Raw genomic sequence first — 16,203 nt, forward strand, 5'->3', positions numbered from 1 at the left:
TTTTTACAAGTAGGGATGACTATTACCTAAATAACAATAAACAAATAATTTAACAACCCTAAAGTTATGTAAAAACAGCAGTATGTTACAAGGAGAATAAAAATGGGGTATATCAATAATAATACTGGTTATCCAAAAGATTTACTTGCATCGAGAGCCATTATCAAACGTCATAACTACGCATTGATACCACCTGATGGGTTAGTCAAAAATATCATTCCAGGGTTTGAAAACTGTGATATCACTATTCTATCAACGCCAAAATTGGGAGCATCGTTTGTCGATTACCTTGTCACTATGTATCAAGACGGCAAAAATCAACAAGGTTTTGGTGGTAAAGATATAGAAGTATTTGTCTATGTGATCAGTGGCGAAGTAACGGCGAAAGCTGACGATAAAGTCTTTAGCCTAAAAATGGGTGGTTATGTTTATTGTCCAGCAGGAATTAAATTGTATTTGCAAAATAATACTGTTTTATCTCGATTATTTCTGTATAAACGTCGCTATATACCGCTCGCAGGTTATCAAGCTCGTGTAGTAAGCAACCATGCCGAAAAGTTAGATAGTATCTGTTATGAAGATATGGATAACGTATTTGTGCAAGACCTCCTGCCCAAAGAGCTTGGTTTTGACATGAACTTTCATATTTTAACTTTTAAACCTGGTGCGAGCCATGGTTATATTGAAACCCATTTCCAAGAACACGGCGCGTATTTGCTTAGTGGTGAAGGCATGTATTTGCTTGACAATGAGTGGATACCAGTAAAAAAAGATGATTATATTTTTATGGGTGCTTATGCTCTTCAAGCTTGTTATTCAGTTGGTAAAGAACCATTGAGTTATATCTATTCTAAAGATTGCCATCGAGATATTGAATTATAAACACAGAACCTGTTGCAAAAAAACATTATCGAGGAAACAAAATGGAACTTATTGTCATTGCGTTAGGTGGCAATGCCATTGCCAGACGCGATCAACATTTAACAGTAGATAATCAATATGAAAATATTGATACAACTACAAAAATCATTGCTAAACTTGCGGGTAAATACCGCTTAGTTATCGTACATGGCAATGGACCACAAGTAGGATTATTGGCTTTGCAAAATCAAGCTTATTTTCAAGTACCTGCCTATCCTCTAGATATTTTAGTTGCCCAAACCCAAGGCATGTTAGGTTATATGATTGGGCGCAGTTTACAACAACACAACAATATTAATAAAGTTGTGACGGTGTTGACACAAGTCGAAGTGGATGAGCATGATCCCTCGTTTAGTCATCCAACTAAATATATCGGACCAGTCTATCAACCCGATCAACAGCAACAATTACAAGCACAATATGGTTGGACATTTAAAAGAGATGGTCAATATATTCGCCGAGTTGTTCCATCACCAAAACCAAAAACAATACTCGAAATTGACACCATACAACAACTGCTGACCGATGATGCCATTGTGATATGTAACGGTGGTGGTGGTATACCAGTAATTAAAGATGCTAAAGGATACAAAGGGATAGAAGCAGTTATCGACAAAGATCTTTCAGCCGCAAAACTTGCAACACAGCTTAAAGCCGATCATCTAATGATCTTAACAGATGCCGATGCCGTATATGAAAACTGGGGGGACTCCTGAACAAACAGCATTACGCCATGTCACCCCTGAACGACTAAAACCGCTAGCGCTTGACGATGGTGCAATGGGGCCAAAAGTAAAATCGGTAATCGAATTTGTCGAAAAGACGGGTAACAGAGCTTATATCGGTACATTGAGTGATATTGAGGCGTTATTAGATACCACAAAAGGTACCATTGTCAGCCCATCAAGCGGACAAAGTAATGAGTGAATAGATATATGGAAAAGATAGGAGTTTTAATATGAGAGTTGATAGACAAACCTTACACCGTTTAATCGCCAAAAAATTACATAAGGCTGGTTTAACAAGCGAACACGCAGATATTGCTGCCGATGCCCTAGCTTTCGCTGATGCTCGCGGAATCCATTCGCATGGCGCTGTGCGAGTTGAATATTATGCTGAACGCATTGCCAAAGGTGGAATGACTCACAACCCTAACATCACTTACCAAGAGACGGGGCCTGCCAGTGGCATATTAGATTTTGACAATGGATGCGGTTTAGTAGCCGCTAAAATGGGCATGGATAAAGCAATTGCAATGGCGAAAAAAAATGGTATTGCAGTGGTAGGTATTCGTCGTATGTCACACAGTGGTTCTCTTTGTTATTTTACCGAAATGGCCGCTGAACAAAACCTTATTGCAATATCAATGTGCCAATCCGATCCGATGGCGGTACCTTATGGCGGTGCAGAAGAATTTTTTGGTACAAACCCCATCGCCTTTGCGGCTCCAACAGAAGATAATCGCATTGTTTCGTTCGACATGGCTACCACAGTACAAGCGTGGGGTAAAATACTGTATGCCAAATCCAAAGGTGTCCCTATTCCACCGACTTGGGCGGTTGACAAACAAGGGGAACCAACAACTGATCCGCACCAGGTCAATGCTCTATTACCTATAGCAGATGCAAAAGGGTTTGGATTAATGATGATGGTGGATATATTGTCTGGCATTTTATTAGGTGTACCATTTGGTAAAAACGTCTCATCAATGTATGCCGATTTATCCAAAGGACGAGATCTTGGGCATTTGCATATTGTTATCAATCCCGATTATTTTATCGGTCTTGAAACTTTCAAAAAGAACATGTCAGCCATGCTAGATCAACTAAAACAGGTTAAACCTGCTAAAGGAATTACTGAGGTATTTTTTCCTGGTGAACGCGGTAAAAAACGTGAAGCAAATTACTTAAAAAATGGAATCGAAATTGTAGATGAAATTTACAACTACTTAATAAGCGATGCTATCCATTACAATCGATATGATCACAAAAATAAGTTTGCAGAATAAAAAAACTCCTCTACGTAGACAGTAGATAGCAAGATTGACTTTTTATGATTTTCTTAATCAATAATCCCTGTGTGTACAGCGAACATGTTTTCGTTATCAATTTTGCCGTCAAAAATAGACGGTTTATCCCTGTGTGTACAGGGAACATATAGGTGTCGAGAGACTCAAAAGCCCAACTGGTGTTATTTCCATCTCTGGTATTTTATTCCTTGCCCTCTCGATATTGAATTCAGAGGTTTAAATTAATTTAATAAAAATTATTTTATTCTTGTGCAAAAAGCTTCTGTTTTTATTCGTAATGCCTCAATATCATCTTCTGAATCATATTGTTCATTTGGAGTTTTAATATATTCCTCAATCATTAAATAAGTATCATGTGATTTTTTAATTAGAGAATTGGTTGATTTTTCTATTAGATTATTTTCCTTTTTCTCTACTGTTTGCCCCGTATGAGTAATAGTTATATCACTTTCATCCCAATCATTCGATTCCCAAAAACTAAGTCCATCCATTTCAGTTTTACTTATACTATACAGTTTATTATTTTCTATTTTGAATTCTTCCTTCCTTATTATATTAAACCCATCGCTAACATAATCAGTAAATTTTCCATTTTTCATTTTCGAACTGTAACCGTCCAATTTACACTCCCACTTACCAACCAAAAACTCATTAGTAACTTTACCGCCACCATCATCACCACAACCAAACAACGTAAAACAAACCAATCCTAGTAATGCAATTCTTTTCATACCATCTCCTTTTTTAGGTAATGGTATGTTATTTAAAGATTAAGGGCAATAAAAACCGCCACGAGGGCTGTTTGTGATGGATTTGTGATGGATTTGTGATTAATCCCTGTGTGTACAGGGAACATAGTTAACAGTATCGGCTGGGCTGGCGTACATTCGGTTTATCCCTGTGCATACAGGGAACATGCTACTTTCCAAAACCGCAGTATGTTCATATGCGGTTTATCCCTGTGTATACAGGGAACATTTTAAATGTTATGCCCGTTGCCTCGGGTTTGCCGGTTTATCCCTGTGTATACAGGGAACATACCATTAGATGCGCTATATGCTCAATGTGTTTCGGTTTATCCCTGTGTATACAGGGAACATATCCGCCGTTGCTGGCATAAATTGGGCAAGTCCGGTTTATCCCTGTGTATACAGGGAACATACCAATTATAACATACTGTTTTATAATTAAAATATTGACTTCCAAATTTCTACCGATTTTTTAGGCTCTTTTTTATTAAAATCATCATCTATAACACTATGTTTTTATTCAAGTAATTAAAATTGATGAAAATTAAAATTAGATTCTACGGAATTCCACCGATAAGTTTATATTTTTCATATAATTAAAAAGATGGTAAACAATAAAATTTAGAATTATGATATTTTGAATAGCAAAAAAATGCTATGTAAATTGACGCATCGCTGGTTTATTCCTGTATATACAGGGAAAACATTCGGTTAGTTTTACGGGTTCATTTGTAACGCGGTTTATGCCTATGTGCACAGGGAACATTATTGACCCAGCTTTACTTACAATTCGATTCGCTTTAACTAAATACAAATGCCGATAGCAATAACCAGTTGATGAGTATGCGTGAGTGCAACAATCTATAGCTTTACATTCTATCTTTTAGAGGACCTAATAATTTAACTTATCTTTAGCACAATAAATAAGAAAACGAGAAAACATGAATGTTACAATAAATACAATTGTAGTCACGATCCAACCATTAAACGCTATCAGTACCAATGATGAAATATTGATAACATTAAGACATTTATTTCTAGTTGATATATTTCCCAATGTGTTAGCAATTTTGTTTTTAACTTTTTTATCAAAATCACCGAAACAATATGGGTAAATAGCTGTGCACAAAAATAAAGTGGACAACGCGTAAAGCCAGAATAACGTCATGGAAATAATTTTTCCTAAAACAAATACTACAGTGTATTGTTCCTAGCAAATACATCCAAATTATCAGAATAAGTCGAGTCCATCTTAACGGTTTGTTATATTTATAATCCTTTTCTGTAAAACGAGCGCGACGAAAATAATAGCAAACACACAAAGTGGCTATAGATAAAAAATAATAAATAAAAATAATAAACATTATTAATCCGCTTCGCTATCTTTACTATTTTTTCTTTTTATTGAAAGGATATATAATATCTTCTACCCAACCTATAGCAAATATATAGACAATCAAAAAAACAGCGGCAGATACCCTAATAAAATAATTGTCTACGTCACTAAAAATAGACTCTCTAAAACAAATACAACCATGTATTGTTCCAAGCAAGTATGACCAGATTATCAGAAGTCTTCGCTTCCATCTTAACGGCTTGTTATATTTATAATCCTTTTCCGTGAAACGAGAACGTCGGAAATAATAGCAAGCACACAAAGTAGCTATAGATAACAAATAATAAATAAAAATGATAAACATTATTATTCCGCTCCGCTATCTTTACTATTTTTTCTTGTTATTGAACGGATATGTGATATCTTCTACCCAACATACTGCAACTATATATGCAAATAAAAAAAATAATGCTGACCCAAGAATAAAATCATTATCTACGTCACGGAAATAATTTTTCCTAAAACAAATACTGCCCTGTATTCCTCCAAAAAAATATATCCAAATTATCAGAATGCGTCGAGTCCATCTTAACAGTTTGTTATATTTATAATCTTTTTCCGTGAAACGAGAACGGCGGAAATAATAACAGGCGCACAAAGTGGCTATAGATAAAAAATAATAAATAAAAATAATAAACATTATTCCCCTTCGCTATCAATTGTATATTGCTCACCGTCAGGAGTCGTACAGAGGAAATACTCTCTAACGCCGTCGTTGCTCTCACGAACGCTAACAAAGTTACAACTATGAACTAACTCACCTACATTCGTAATTGTTTCAGACTCAGGGATAACTAATTCTGATTCGTCAGTATCATTATTATGAAAGAATACACTTTTAACGTCATCAAAAATGCTAATTAATGAAATCACATCAATGAACGTCTCACCTACTAACGCCCATTTTTTCATTTGCGTATAATGCCGAACCAAATCCTGACGCCCATAATGCCACAATTTTTTGACAGGCATCCCTAATTCGTTTATTTTAGGCACTAGTTCGAGTTTACCGTGTACAGATAATCCTATATCAACCAAATCATAAACCAGCGTTCCTACTGACTCGGACATACCTAATTCCCTAGCTGCAGCCTGATAGGTGGATTTTAAAAAACCATCGCCACCCGTCAAGCCCTCCTGTATGCTATTTACACCATGCAGACCAATGTATGAACCAATAACACAACCTACACCCGTTGTGCACATAGCCGCACCAGTTGAAATCATAGCTAAACCGCCCAAAATTGCTAATCCTCGTTCAGCCCAAATTAATGATTGGCTCAAAAGGCTATCTTCTTCTTCCTTGATTTTTTCCGCGCCTTGCTCATACGTCATTGCGCCACTGTCTACTTGTTCAACTATATTATTAGCAAACGACTTGATGTCTTGCTTGAACGCCTGTTTAATATCATCATGATATAGATGCTTTTCACATAATTCATCAGCACATTGTAAGAGACGGCGTGCATCAATTCTAATTAAATTGTTTTCGTCATCATTTGCGGAACTCAATTGTTTTTGATTACCAGCAAACGAATTAGATTGGACAGAGCCACTACTAACTCCGACAAATATAGTGCTGTTTAAGGCGATGATTCTATGCCCTCCGACTGGCGTGCATTTACACGCAACAATACAGCCATCATAGGCAACGGGTTTGCCATCGATAATAAAGTTGTCTGCTCCCTCTATAATTCTGCCTGTGCTTCTACATTTAGGACAGGAAACCAAATCACCTAATAGAGCAACACCATCCATACCACAATAACCGTTTCCTGACGCTGTGATAATCCTACCGCCATAATTGGTTGCATCACCCAAAACAGCTACTTGCTTGGTCATATTACACCCTCACATTATCGTTATAGCCACTGTGAATATGTATATAGTTTATACAAATTAGCTAAATTAATCTGATTTTTTGTGTTAAATAGTGTAAATTAATATTTATCTATAAATTGGTATCTGACCAAGTAAGCGCTTTTATTGACCACATTTGCGCGCCTTGCAATTCTGTAATAGCAATAGAGCATAGCCGCTTTGTCTCAGGCGATTCTGTTTTTTTTCGCAAATCATTCAACTGGTCGATGGCGGTAGCAATATTTTTTTTACAAATACCAACCGACTCTAACTCAGCCGGGTTAAAATTTATATCTACTAATTTTTGTCCGTATGTTAGTGATTTCATTGAGTTACCTCTTATTTAGTATCATCATATTAATAATTTTGATTAAATATGTAGTTATTTTTTATAACCGCTCGGGATTTTTTATAGTTTATGCGGCAGAAATGAATAATTATTGATTAATTAATCTAATCGCTCTTTTATCCCTATTACACATTTCAATAACATTTAATAGGTGTTCGTTGTATCTGACGCTATCACCGAACGTCATTGATTTAGGAGGTAAACGAGGCGTGCAGTCATTTAATAGATTTGTAGGTATCGCGGTTGATTGAAGTAAATTTTTCGCTCGGTTGTACAGGCTGTTAGACACAGCAATAGGCACGAACTGATTAGCACAATTGTCATCTTTGAGTTGCCCATTGATTTGCTCCTGCCGTTCGGTTGATTGATTTTCTAATTCGCGTTTTGATTGCTCGTTATCTGCGATGATTTGATTATTTCTGGCGATTGTTTGCTGTAGATGTTCGATTTTATTGGTTAATTCTAATTTATCGTTTTTGAGTCTATTTTTTCCTGATAATTGTTGTAACCGAAATAAATAATTAGAACAAAAATAACGACAATTAATGCGGCACCTAATATTTTTGATTTATTCATACATCATCCAAATAAAAACGCGACTATATAATTCCAAATTTCAGGACTAACATATTTTGCGTATAAACAAAAAATAGATATGGTAATTAATGTTGCTATGACCCATGATGCAATTATCTCTTCAAATAAATACGTCTCTACAACTAACAAAATTGTCTCATTACCATGAGACATTAACACTATCTCACTATGATTTTCTGTTGATTATTCCAAGCCGTTTAAACATAGTATTATCCTTTTTGTGGACAGTTATTTAAATCAACCCATTCACGTAAACAGTTTTACCGCCCTGTTTGATTGCTGTTAACACGATTTAACGGTTGTTATTCAGACTAAAACCAATATGGACCCATTGATTATGTTGCTAAATAAGCGGTTTATCCCTGTGTATACAGGGAACATTTCCATTCTCCTAACCTATCTAACTCATTGAACGGTTTATCCCTGTGCATACAGGGAACATACCGATTAGGAGAACTATTTATATGTCAAACACGGTTTATCCCTGTGCATACAGGGAACATGTTTTCCTCATTTAACAATGCATCTAACTCGTCGGTTTATCCCTGTGCATACAGGGAACATTTATGTAAAAATACTTCTTATCCGCTACAATTCGGTTTATCCCTGTGCATACAGGGAACATGTTCGGATAGGTCTAATTTTTGTTCCAGTAAATGGTTTATCCCTGTGCATACAGGGAACATTACTGTTAATTCATTAATTATCACTGCCGTTTCGGTTTATCCCTGTGCATACAGGGAACATCTGTTGACCAGTAAATATTAACTTTGGTAGTGCGGTTTATCCCTGTGCATACAGGGAACATTGAAACGCCTACATAGCCATCGAAAGAAAAAGCGGTTTATCCCTGTGCATACAGGGAACATCTCCTATATAAGCTCTGAGCTATTAATGCCTACGGTTTATCCCTGTGCATACAGGGAACATACATTTAAATGTATGGGTTTCAGCGAGATCGGCGGTTTATCCCTGTGCATACAGGGAACATTGTGGATGGGTTATATGACCTATTTTGGGCGGCGGTTTATCCCTGTGCATACAGGGAACATACCAATTATAACATACTGTTTTATAATTAAAATATTGACTGCTAAATTTCTACCGATTTTTTAGGTTATTTTTTATCAAAATTAGTATTTATAACATTATGATTTTATTAAAGTAATTAAAATTGATGGAAATTAAAATTAGATTCTACGGAATTCTACCGATAAGCTTATATTTTTCATTCAGTTAAAAAATAATAAGTTTTATTGAGATGTTTTTAGTGCTTTGTTGTTATCAAAATTACACTATTTTTAAAGTGGTTTGTTTGTATATCTTAGTTACCAAATTTTCATAATCTATGATTCATATACTCGTTTTTAGTTAATATCATCTCAACGATCTTTAAATACTCCAATATATTTTTTAAGTGAAAGCTATTAAGTAAACTCTGTTATTTCGAATCTCTTACTCGATATTAAAACAAATGCTTATATTAACCAAATATTATGTTTTCTTTATAAACATAAAGTTAATTTGAATTATTCATTGATTTTTATACTGAAACGTATAGTTAATCTGAAACTTTTTGACAAAATTTTAATCCTAATACATAAGGAAGAGGATACAAAAAATTTTATTCAAATAAGATTTTAAAACGGTGATAATCATAATAAGCTTTTTAATTTTTGCCATTCATCCTTAAATTTAAACTTAAAATAGACAGCCAAAATACGAATTTTGATTCTATTAATAAAACGATTTTCATTTTTTTTGATGTTATTAACCGCATTAATTATAGAAGTTGAATCAAAAGCCATACAATAAGAAGTGATAACATTATAGTGACAAATAGGTGCAATATAATTAAATAAAACAGACTCAATGTGCTTTATGGAGAATTGTCTTGCTACTGAGGCAATGTTTTCATAATCAATATTACTTGCTGCAAAAAGATCTGAAAGTGTTACATAAAGATCTTCTTCATTTAACGTATGTTCCACTTAGTAAATCCTCTATTTCATTATCAAGGCTATCTGCTACAGCAGGACCAATAATCTATCCTTCAAGATTTAACCCTGTGCATACAGGGAACAAAAACGTGTATTATTATAAATGATAAATTAATGTATATACTGATAATCTTTATTGTTTTAATCAAACAAATAGAGATGTCTTATCTATATGTACAAGGAACACTTTTTTAGAATAATCTTACGTAGAAATTAATCTGTTTGTAATTGAGCCCTTTCGGGCTTTTTTATGGATTCGGCATTGTAAATTCTTTGGATTCTTCTTTAATGCTATCCGTTACAGTTTCGAGAATCTCATCCATATCAGTTTCATTATCATCTAATTTTTTTCCATCTAACTTATTAGGATTTTTAATATCAAATTCTTTAAAACTCAAGTAAATCGCTTCAAAAAAATCTTTTGGGGTGTCTCCTTCTTTTAGTTGACTTATATTATTCATTTTCATTTCAAGAAACTTTTGAAAATAACTGTCAGCAGTTACACAATCTTTTAACACAGGAAGTTTAACATTATCTTTTGTACCTAAACAAATCAGGTCTAGTTCACTTCCCTTTTTGATATTCAATGCTTCATCTCTATTTTTTAATTCGATAGAAACCAATTCAGATTGATGATCACCATTTATAATAATTGACGGATTACCATTTAAATCCGTTTTTACTTCAGGTGCTTGGGTTATAATATTAATCAGTTGGTTATCGTATTTTTTTTCGTATTTAGTCTGATCGTTACTGAATTCTTTATTAAGATCTGATGCAGAAACGATTAATATTTTTTCACCAATAATTGAGTCGCCGGCTGTTTTAAAAATATTAATATCTTCATTTATAAGCATCTCAGTCAATCTTTTTGCATTATCATTAGCAAATGCACTAAAACCAATCAAAGTTAATATCGAAACAGCAATTAAATTTTTCATTCCTTACTTCCATTTATTATTAAATAAAAACAGATGATAAAATAACTAAATTTTTTCATAGCCTAACACTTATTTTTGATAATAGTATTTTATTTATATGAGTTGAGCAACAAAAAACCGCTGAAGCAGTTAGGTGAATTAATTATTATCTACTTTTTAAAAAAAATTTTTCTAAATTAATTTATTGAAAGATAGAATGATGTTCATTGACCAAATAATTTCTATAAGCGTTATTGAACATTACCAGTAATCTAACTATGTATTAATAAGCTTAGTCGATTTTCTACTACTGATAATTGAAAACTCATTTATTTTGCACTTTACCATATAATGCTTAAACAACTCATTAATCAGTCAAATCTGCGTTGTACAAGTAATATTTAGAATCCATCCCTATAAAGTTAACAACTTTTAATCTAAAACATGATTGATCCCTGTCTATACAGGGAACACTGCTGAAATACATGAATTACCGCACGGTATCCCGGTTTATCCCTTTACACACAGGGAATATATGATTCAACTAGTAATGATAGAAAGAAGTAACTCAAATATCATTTTAAAAACCCTGTAAGAGGTTTTTTGTGATGAACTCAAAGTTTATTGTCACTTCAATTTGCACATTCTTTTTCGAGACGTTTATAAGCTTTTGTCTAGCCTGATAAAGAAAAAGTAAAATCTCTTGGAGATTCAGTTCCAGCCCTTACGACGATCTTTTTACCATTTTGAATTGGTTTATTCATAAAGTCTTCTTTTTTGGCGATTGGGTTGCCAACAGGCATTACCCATTCCATTTCAATTGGCTTTTCTTTATCTACTCTAAAAATGACTTTAATTGCATTACCTTGATTGTATTCCCAGTTTTTTGATAAAGGTACAAGAGCAACGAACTCACAATTAAACATAAGAGCAGCGCTTTCACAGGCTTGAGCTTTCGTCACATCACCAGCAAATATAGAAACATTTTTTTATCTGTTATTGGATCAATATCAATGTTAACGTGCCAATCCTTATACTTAATTTCTTTAGCAAATACAAAAAATGGGAGTAACAATAAGCAACAAATAATCTTCTTCATATCATTTCCTTAATCTTTATTTTTTTTAATATTATGTTATTTAATAGTTTTTTTCAATAAAATCGATTTATTTTGCGTGAATTCTGATCTGCCATATCAATTCAACCTAACTATGTGTCCAATTTAAATTGAAGTGACCCCCAATAGTTGGACAACCAATTACAGGGGGTCTTTTTATGTCAAAATATAGTCGAGATTTAAAAATTATCATAGCTAATGAATTCTTATCAGGAGAATCATCGGAAATTCTTTCAAAAAAATATGCGATATCTTCTAGTCAGATTCGATATTGGTCCCAAGTGGTTGCGATTCATGGTGGTAACTCCTTTCAACCAATACCTCATTTACGTCATGCCGAAGCAAGATTACAAGCACTAAAATTAATGTGGACAAATAATTGGTCTCTCGGGCACACTAGTGCTATGCTTAATTTAAGTTCCCCCGGGCTACTATTTGTTTGGCTTGATAGATATCATAAAAAAGGTTTCCGAGGGCTTGAATATCATTCCAGAGGAAGACCATGTATGAAGAAACCCCGTATTGAACCAACTCACAGTGATGATAAAAAAACAATTGAAGCATTAAAAGAGGAAATCGCTTATTTACGAGCAGAAAATGCTGTTCTAAAAAAGTTGGAAGAGCTGAAGCAAGCAAAACGTCAACAAACAAAGAAAAAACGTTAGTTGTTTTAGCTCTTAAATATCAGTATTCCTTAAAACATTTGCTATCAGCAACAAAACTGGCAAAAAGTGTTTTTTATTATCATGTTAATAGGTTGAAAACCCCGTCTGCTTATGAAAATGAGTTAAAACGTATAGAATCGATTTACCATGAACATAAAGGGCGCTATGGTTATCGGCGAATTCATTTAGCGTTGATAAATGAAGGAATTAAGCTCAATCATAAAACGGTACAACGATTAATGGGTCAGCTTAATCTTAAATTGACAGTAAGACCTAAAAAATATCGTTCTTATCGTGGAGAGACCGGTAAAACAGCAGCTAATTATCTTAAAAGAGATTTTAAATCATCGAGACCGAATGAAAAATGGGTAACGGATGTCACAGAATTTAAGGTAAATGAACAGAAAATTTACCTATCCCCTATTATCGATTTATATAATCAAGAAGTAATAGCTTATAAGGTGGCTAAAAATGCACGTTTGACCTTGGTGACAGATATGCTTCAAAAAGGGATATCACGATTAAAACAGTGTGAAAAACCGTTACTACATAGTGACCAAGGCTGGCAATATAGAAATTGCCATTATCAGAAGCTACTAGCTAATAATGGCATCAAACAAAGTATGTCCAGAAAAGGAAATTGTTTAGATAATGCGGTAGCTGAAAACTTTTTTGGTCTATTAAAATCAGAAATGTATCATGGACAATGCTTTCAAGATGCAGATGAATTGATTGAAAAAATAGAAGAATATATAGAATACTACAACACCAAACGGATTAAAGCCAAATTAAAAGGCCTGACTCCGGTTGAATATCGAAATCAGGCCTTACAAGCCGCTTAATAAAAGTGTCCAACTTTATGGGGTCACTTCAACTAGAGCGGTTTGAGTGAATTTTTAGCTATTTATCCGACTGTAAACTTTCATTAAACCTTATTTTACAAATGAGTCTTGATTTTACAAACGACTTTCTAAAGGTACGTTTGGATCACTTTCTTTTATTGGTTTCGGTATTTCCATATCTATTTTAGGTAAAGAGCTTAAACCATATTTAACAGTAAGATATTTTTGTTGCAACGCAGCTAATGATTGTTCTTTAGTGGCTATGGTCATTAACTTCATAGATAGAATCAGTCCACCGCTATATTTTGAAGCTTCATTTTTATCAATCTCAATTTCTTGTTTCATTGATTGTATTTCGCTTTGTAAATGCTCAGCAAGTTCAGGGTTAGGATTTATAACCAACGTTTCGACTTTAACCGCTGCTCCAGATTCAATGGAATTTATCCGTTGCTCAACTAAATTTTTGTTTGTTTTTAGAACTTCAAGTCTCGCAGCAATTAACGATTTTATTAATCCGCTACTATATTGTTCATAATTTTCTGTGGTTACTTTTATATCATCGTTTGTCTGTGTTAACTCAATATTCAATGCTGCCACTTTAGCTTTATCTTCTTCTGATAATTGTTTATTGCACCCGCTTACAAATAAAAGCAACAAAAAAATATAAATTGTATGTTTTAACATTTCACCACCAACTATAATCCGTTTTTAATTTTATTTTTATTCTCATTTTCTTCATCTGCTTTATATTTTGCAAATAGCTCAGATTCATACGTAATGCTTAAATTACCTTTACCTCTCTCTATCCCATTTAGTTGTAAAGATAAATGATCTCCAAAATATGAGAGATAATAACCACATCCGTCATACTTTAAGCACTGATAAAATTCATCTCTCTCTTCGTAAAGCTTCTTTCCAACAAATTCAAAAGAATCTTTAGGTTTGCCATATTTATTTGTTAATGCTTCTTTATATTTAAAATATTCTTTTTTACCTTCAGTACCATATACATCTGATTTTATTTCTTTATCCATAATAATTTTTATCGCGCCTAAATCTTTATGAACTACCACAACATATTCAGTAAATCCAGGTAATGTAATTGGTGGGGATTTTAAAGAGTAAAGTGTTAAATGTTCATCCATTGGTAGTGGGTACAATACAGCGCCAGCTTTAGACTCCAATTCTGTTACTGTCATACCCCATTTTAACCCAAGTGGCGCATCTGGATATTGTGTTTCAGCTAAAACATATGGGGTTATAAAAAACGATGCTACAATAAAAATTAATTTCTTCATTCCATTCTCCTTAATTTTTAAGGTTAATGGTATGTTATTTCAAAAGTTTTGACAATAAAAAAACTCATTAGAGGGTTGAATTATTACAATCTATAGACAATTATTTTATTCTTCGGCACGCTCACAAGTAAATTCATCTTTAATTCTACTACTTATAATAATTGTCATGGGACGATTCGGAGCTAATATACATATCCCCCATAGTTTTAACACAATCACGATGTTTATTAATTTTTTTTTGTATTTTGAGAAATGTTTCAGGTTTAGTTGATGCGATAAATGCTTTACCACTCTTCATAGATAAAACAAATGTTGTTTCTTTTTTATTTCCTCCTAATAAGAGCCCTGCTGCTGCACCAAATACTCCAAAAGTAAGAGCTCCTGCCACGCCCCAGCTAATACTACTTTTAATTTCTTTGATGTTATCTTCGCTGGCAAAATCAAATAATTCAATATCGTCAAAATGTACGATTTTATTGTCAATAAAAATCTTATCAAACAAAATACTTATTTTTTTATATGTAAAGTTTGCAGATTTAACATTCAAACTAGCCATGTCTTTATCTCCTTATACCGATCTAGTGAGTAATAAAATTGCAATAGGATAGTTATTGCTTGATTATTTATGTTTTATTCAATAACTATTTAGTTGCGAACCATGTTTTATCTTTGACTTTATAATTCAGATCAACTGTATAATTATTTTTAATTATCATTCCAAAATTATTCTTGGCTTTCACATAATCATAAACGCTATTTTTACAGACATCTAATCCTTTTTATTTACATCTCCAAATATATAAACCCCATCATCAGTAATATATCGGAACTCAGTATTAGATGGGAATTTTAGTTTTTTCTTGGCAAAATTTTGAGACATAAAAAAGGCTCAGACATCGAATCGCATTTATCATTACAACCCGTCAAAAATAACCCAATCGAACCAACTAAAAAAATCCGTTTTATAAAATTTATCCTAATATACTAAATTATTATTAGGTAATGGTATGAAATTTCGATAATAAAATCAACGATGATTTAATTTACCACCTAGTCGTATTTGATCAATTTAGTATTGATAGCACTGATTGTTTGATCATCATGCCTATTTCTGGTTTATCCCTGTGCATACAGGGAACATATAAATACACCGTCCTGTACTCGTTGCTTATAGCCTTCACCAATTTAATAACGCGAACTTTTGGTAATATTGATGCAGTAGAACTGTTTTAAGGTATTCAATAAAATGCTTTCATATTTCCCTCAGACATAAAAAAACCGCCATCAAAGCGACTTTTAATAGGATATATTTAAAATAATCAAATAAATAATATAAAAAATTTAAAGATTTTTTAAAAAACGTTGATATTTACAGTAGGTTAACCTATAATTATAAACATCAAAAGGATGTTGATAAAGCGAACCCTCTGCTTCCGATGAGGGCTTAAGGGAGAAACAAG

14 protein-coding genes, 1 pseudogene and 2 CRISPR repeat arrays are annotated in these 16,203 nt (G+C 33.3%); of the genes and pseudogenes, 5 read left to right on the forward strand and 10 right to left on the reverse strand.

Annotated elements, in window-relative coordinates:
• Positions 1–102 precede the first annotated feature (102 nt).
• The 3 genes and pseudogenes from allE to allD all read left to right on the forward strand — a co-directional run bounded on the left by allE (position 103) and on the right by allD (position 2,929).
• Complete coding sequence (gene allE / locus GAPWK_RS08750) at positions 103–882, forward strand: (S)-ureidoglycine aminohydrolase (RefSeq protein ID WP_025315855.1); 780 nt, start codon at positions 103–105, stop codon at positions 880–882.
• 41 nt (positions 883–923) lie between these two features.
• Positions 924–1,848: pseudogene (locus GAPWK_RS08755) on the forward strand (carbamate kinase).
• Positions 1,849–1,879: 31 nt separating this feature from the next.
• On the forward strand, positions 1,880–2,929 hold the full coding sequence (gene allD, locus GAPWK_RS08760; RefSeq protein ID WP_025315856.1) for an ureidoglycolate dehydrogenase: 1,050 nt from the start codon (positions 1,880–1,882) through the stop codon (positions 2,927–2,929).
• Positions 2,930–3,186: 257 nt separating this feature from the next.
• Here the strand turns inward: allD and GAPWK_RS08765 are convergent, their stop codons facing one another.
• The 7 genes from GAPWK_RS08765 to GAPWK_RS08805 form a co-directional block, all read right to left on the reverse strand.
• Positions 3,187–3,681: a hypothetical protein gene (locus GAPWK_RS08765; RefSeq protein WP_025315857.1), complete on the reverse strand. Its 495-nt coding sequence runs from the start codon at positions 3,679–3,681 to the stop codon at positions 3,187–3,189.
• A gap of 96 nt (positions 3,682–3,777) precedes the next feature.
• Positions 3,778–4,112: a CRISPR direct-repeat array (repeat unit 29 nt; unit sequence CGGTTTATCCCTGTGTATACAGGGAACAT).
• A 1,622-nt stretch (positions 4,113–5,734) separates the two neighbouring features.
• Positions 5,735–6,937 (reverse strand): PAAR domain-containing protein, encoded by a 1,203-nt coding sequence (locus tag GAPWK_RS08780; RefSeq protein ID WP_025315860.1) that lies wholly within the window; start codon positions 6,935–6,937, stop codon positions 5,735–5,737.
• Positions 6,938–7,046: 109 nt separating this feature from the next.
• Positions 7,047–7,283, reverse strand: a complete 237-nt coding sequence (locus tag GAPWK_RS08790; protein WP_025315861.1) for an Acb2/Tad1 domain-containing protein — start codon at positions 7,281–7,283, stop codon at positions 7,047–7,049.
• A 109-nt stretch (positions 7,284–7,392) separates the two neighbouring features.
• Entirely contained in the window at positions 7,393–7,605 is a 213-nt protein-coding gene (gene lysC, locus GAPWK_RS15680; RefSeq protein WP_086272185.1) for an Rz1-like lysis system protein LysC, read from the reverse strand.
• A gap of 648 nt (positions 7,606–8,253) precedes the next feature.
• A CRISPR array of direct repeats spans positions 8,254–8,953; the repeat unit is 29 nt; unit sequence CGGTTTATCCCTGTGCATACAGGGAACAT.
• 603 nt (positions 8,954–9,556) lie between these two features.
• Complete coding sequence (locus GAPWK_RS08795) at positions 9,557–9,892, reverse strand: DUF7079 family protein (RefSeq protein ID WP_025315862.1); 336 nt, start codon at positions 9,890–9,892, stop codon at positions 9,557–9,559.
• A 257-nt stretch (positions 9,893–10,149) separates the two neighbouring features.
• On the reverse strand, positions 10,150–10,842 hold the full coding sequence (locus tag GAPWK_RS08800; protein WP_025315863.1) for an OB-fold protein: 693 nt from the start codon (positions 10,840–10,842) through the stop codon (positions 10,150–10,152).
• 653 nt (positions 10,843–11,495) lie between these two features.
• Positions 11,496–11,747: a hypothetical protein gene (locus GAPWK_RS08805; RefSeq protein ID WP_146206961.1), complete on the reverse strand. Its 252-nt coding sequence runs from the start codon at positions 11,745–11,747 to the stop codon at positions 11,496–11,498.
• A gap of 349 nt (positions 11,748–12,096) precedes the next feature.
• Between GAPWK_RS08805 and GAPWK_RS08810 the strand changes: the two genes are divergently transcribed.
• Both GAPWK_RS08810 and GAPWK_RS08815 read left to right on the forward strand, forming a co-directional pair.
• Positions 12,097–12,603 (forward strand): helix-turn-helix domain-containing protein, encoded by a 507-nt coding sequence (locus tag GAPWK_RS08810; RefSeq protein WP_025315865.1) that lies wholly within the window; start codon positions 12,097–12,099, stop codon positions 12,601–12,603.
• Entirely contained in the window at positions 12,501–13,445 is a 945-nt protein-coding gene (locus GAPWK_RS08815) for an IS3 family transposase (RefSeq protein ID WP_148296404.1), read from the forward strand. The genes GAPWK_RS08810 and GAPWK_RS08815 overlap by 103 nt, the downstream gene beginning before the upstream one ends.
• A 114-nt stretch (positions 13,446–13,559) precedes the next feature.
• Here GAPWK_RS08815 and GAPWK_RS08820 read toward each other — a convergent pair whose 3' ends face one another.
• The 3 genes from GAPWK_RS08820 to GAPWK_RS14280 form a co-directional block, all read right to left on the reverse strand.
• Positions 13,560–14,129 (reverse strand): hypothetical protein, encoded by a 570-nt coding sequence (locus GAPWK_RS08820; protein ID WP_025315867.1) that lies wholly within the window; start codon positions 14,127–14,129, stop codon positions 13,560–13,562.
• Positions 14,130–14,140: 11 nt separating this feature from the next.
• On the reverse strand, positions 14,141–14,743 hold the full coding sequence (locus tag GAPWK_RS08825) for a hypothetical protein (RefSeq protein ID WP_025315868.1): 603 nt from the start codon (positions 14,741–14,743) through the stop codon (positions 14,141–14,143).
• A 148-nt stretch (positions 14,744–14,891) separates the two neighbouring features.
• Positions 14,892–15,299: a hypothetical protein gene (locus tag GAPWK_RS14280; RefSeq protein ID WP_025315869.1), complete on the reverse strand. Its 408-nt coding sequence runs from the start codon at positions 15,297–15,299 to the stop codon at positions 14,892–14,894.
• Positions 15,300–16,203 lie beyond the last annotated feature (904 nt).

This window comes from Gilliamella apicola (genome assembly GCF_000599985.1).
In the GTDB taxonomy this organism is placed as follows: domain Bacteria; phylum Pseudomonadota; class Gammaproteobacteria; order Enterobacterales; family Orbaceae; genus Gilliamella; species Gilliamella apicola.

Excerpts from the sequence above, each read along its gene's own strand:
- allD (WP_025315856.1), top strand. The coding sequence starts at position 1,880 with ATGAGAGTTGATAGACAAACCTTACACCGTTTAATCGCCAAAAAATTA.
- GAPWK_RS08790 (WP_025315861.1), bottom strand. The coding sequence starts at position 7,283 with ATGAAATCACTAACATACGGACAAAAATTAGTAGATATAAATTTTAAC.
- GAPWK_RS08825 (WP_025315868.1), bottom strand. The coding sequence starts at position 14,743 with ATGAAGAAATTAATTTTTATTGTAGCATCGTTTTTTATAACCCCATAT.
- GAPWK_RS08805 (WP_146206961.1), bottom strand. The coding sequence starts at position 11,747 with ATGTTTAATTGTGAGTTCGTTGCTCTTGTACCTTTATCAAAAAACTGG.
- GAPWK_RS08810 (WP_025315865.1), top strand. The coding sequence starts at position 12,097 with ATGTCAAAATATAGTCGAGATTTAAAAATTATCATAGCTAATGAATTC.
- GAPWK_RS08820 (WP_025315867.1), bottom strand. The coding sequence starts at position 14,129 with ATGTTAAAACATACAATTTATATTTTTTTGTTGCTTTTATTTGTAAGC.
- allE (WP_025315855.1), top strand. The coding sequence starts at position 103 with ATGGGGTATATCAATAATAATACTGGTTATCCAAAAGATTTACTTGCA.
- GAPWK_RS08780 (WP_025315860.1), bottom strand. The coding sequence starts at position 6,937 with ATGACCAAGCAAGTAGCTGTTTTGGGTGATGCAACCAATTATGGCGGT.
- GAPWK_RS08765 (WP_025315857.1), bottom strand. The coding sequence starts at position 3,681 with ATGAAAAGAATTGCATTACTAGGATTGGTTTGTTTTACGTTGTTTGGT.
- GAPWK_RS08800 (WP_025315863.1), bottom strand. The coding sequence starts at position 10,842 with ATGAAAAATTTAATTGCTGTTTCGATATTAACTTTGATTGGTTTTAGT.
- GAPWK_RS14280 (WP_025315869.1), bottom strand. The coding sequence starts at position 15,299 with ATGGCTAGTTTGAATGTTAAATCTGCAAACTTTACATATAAAAAAATA.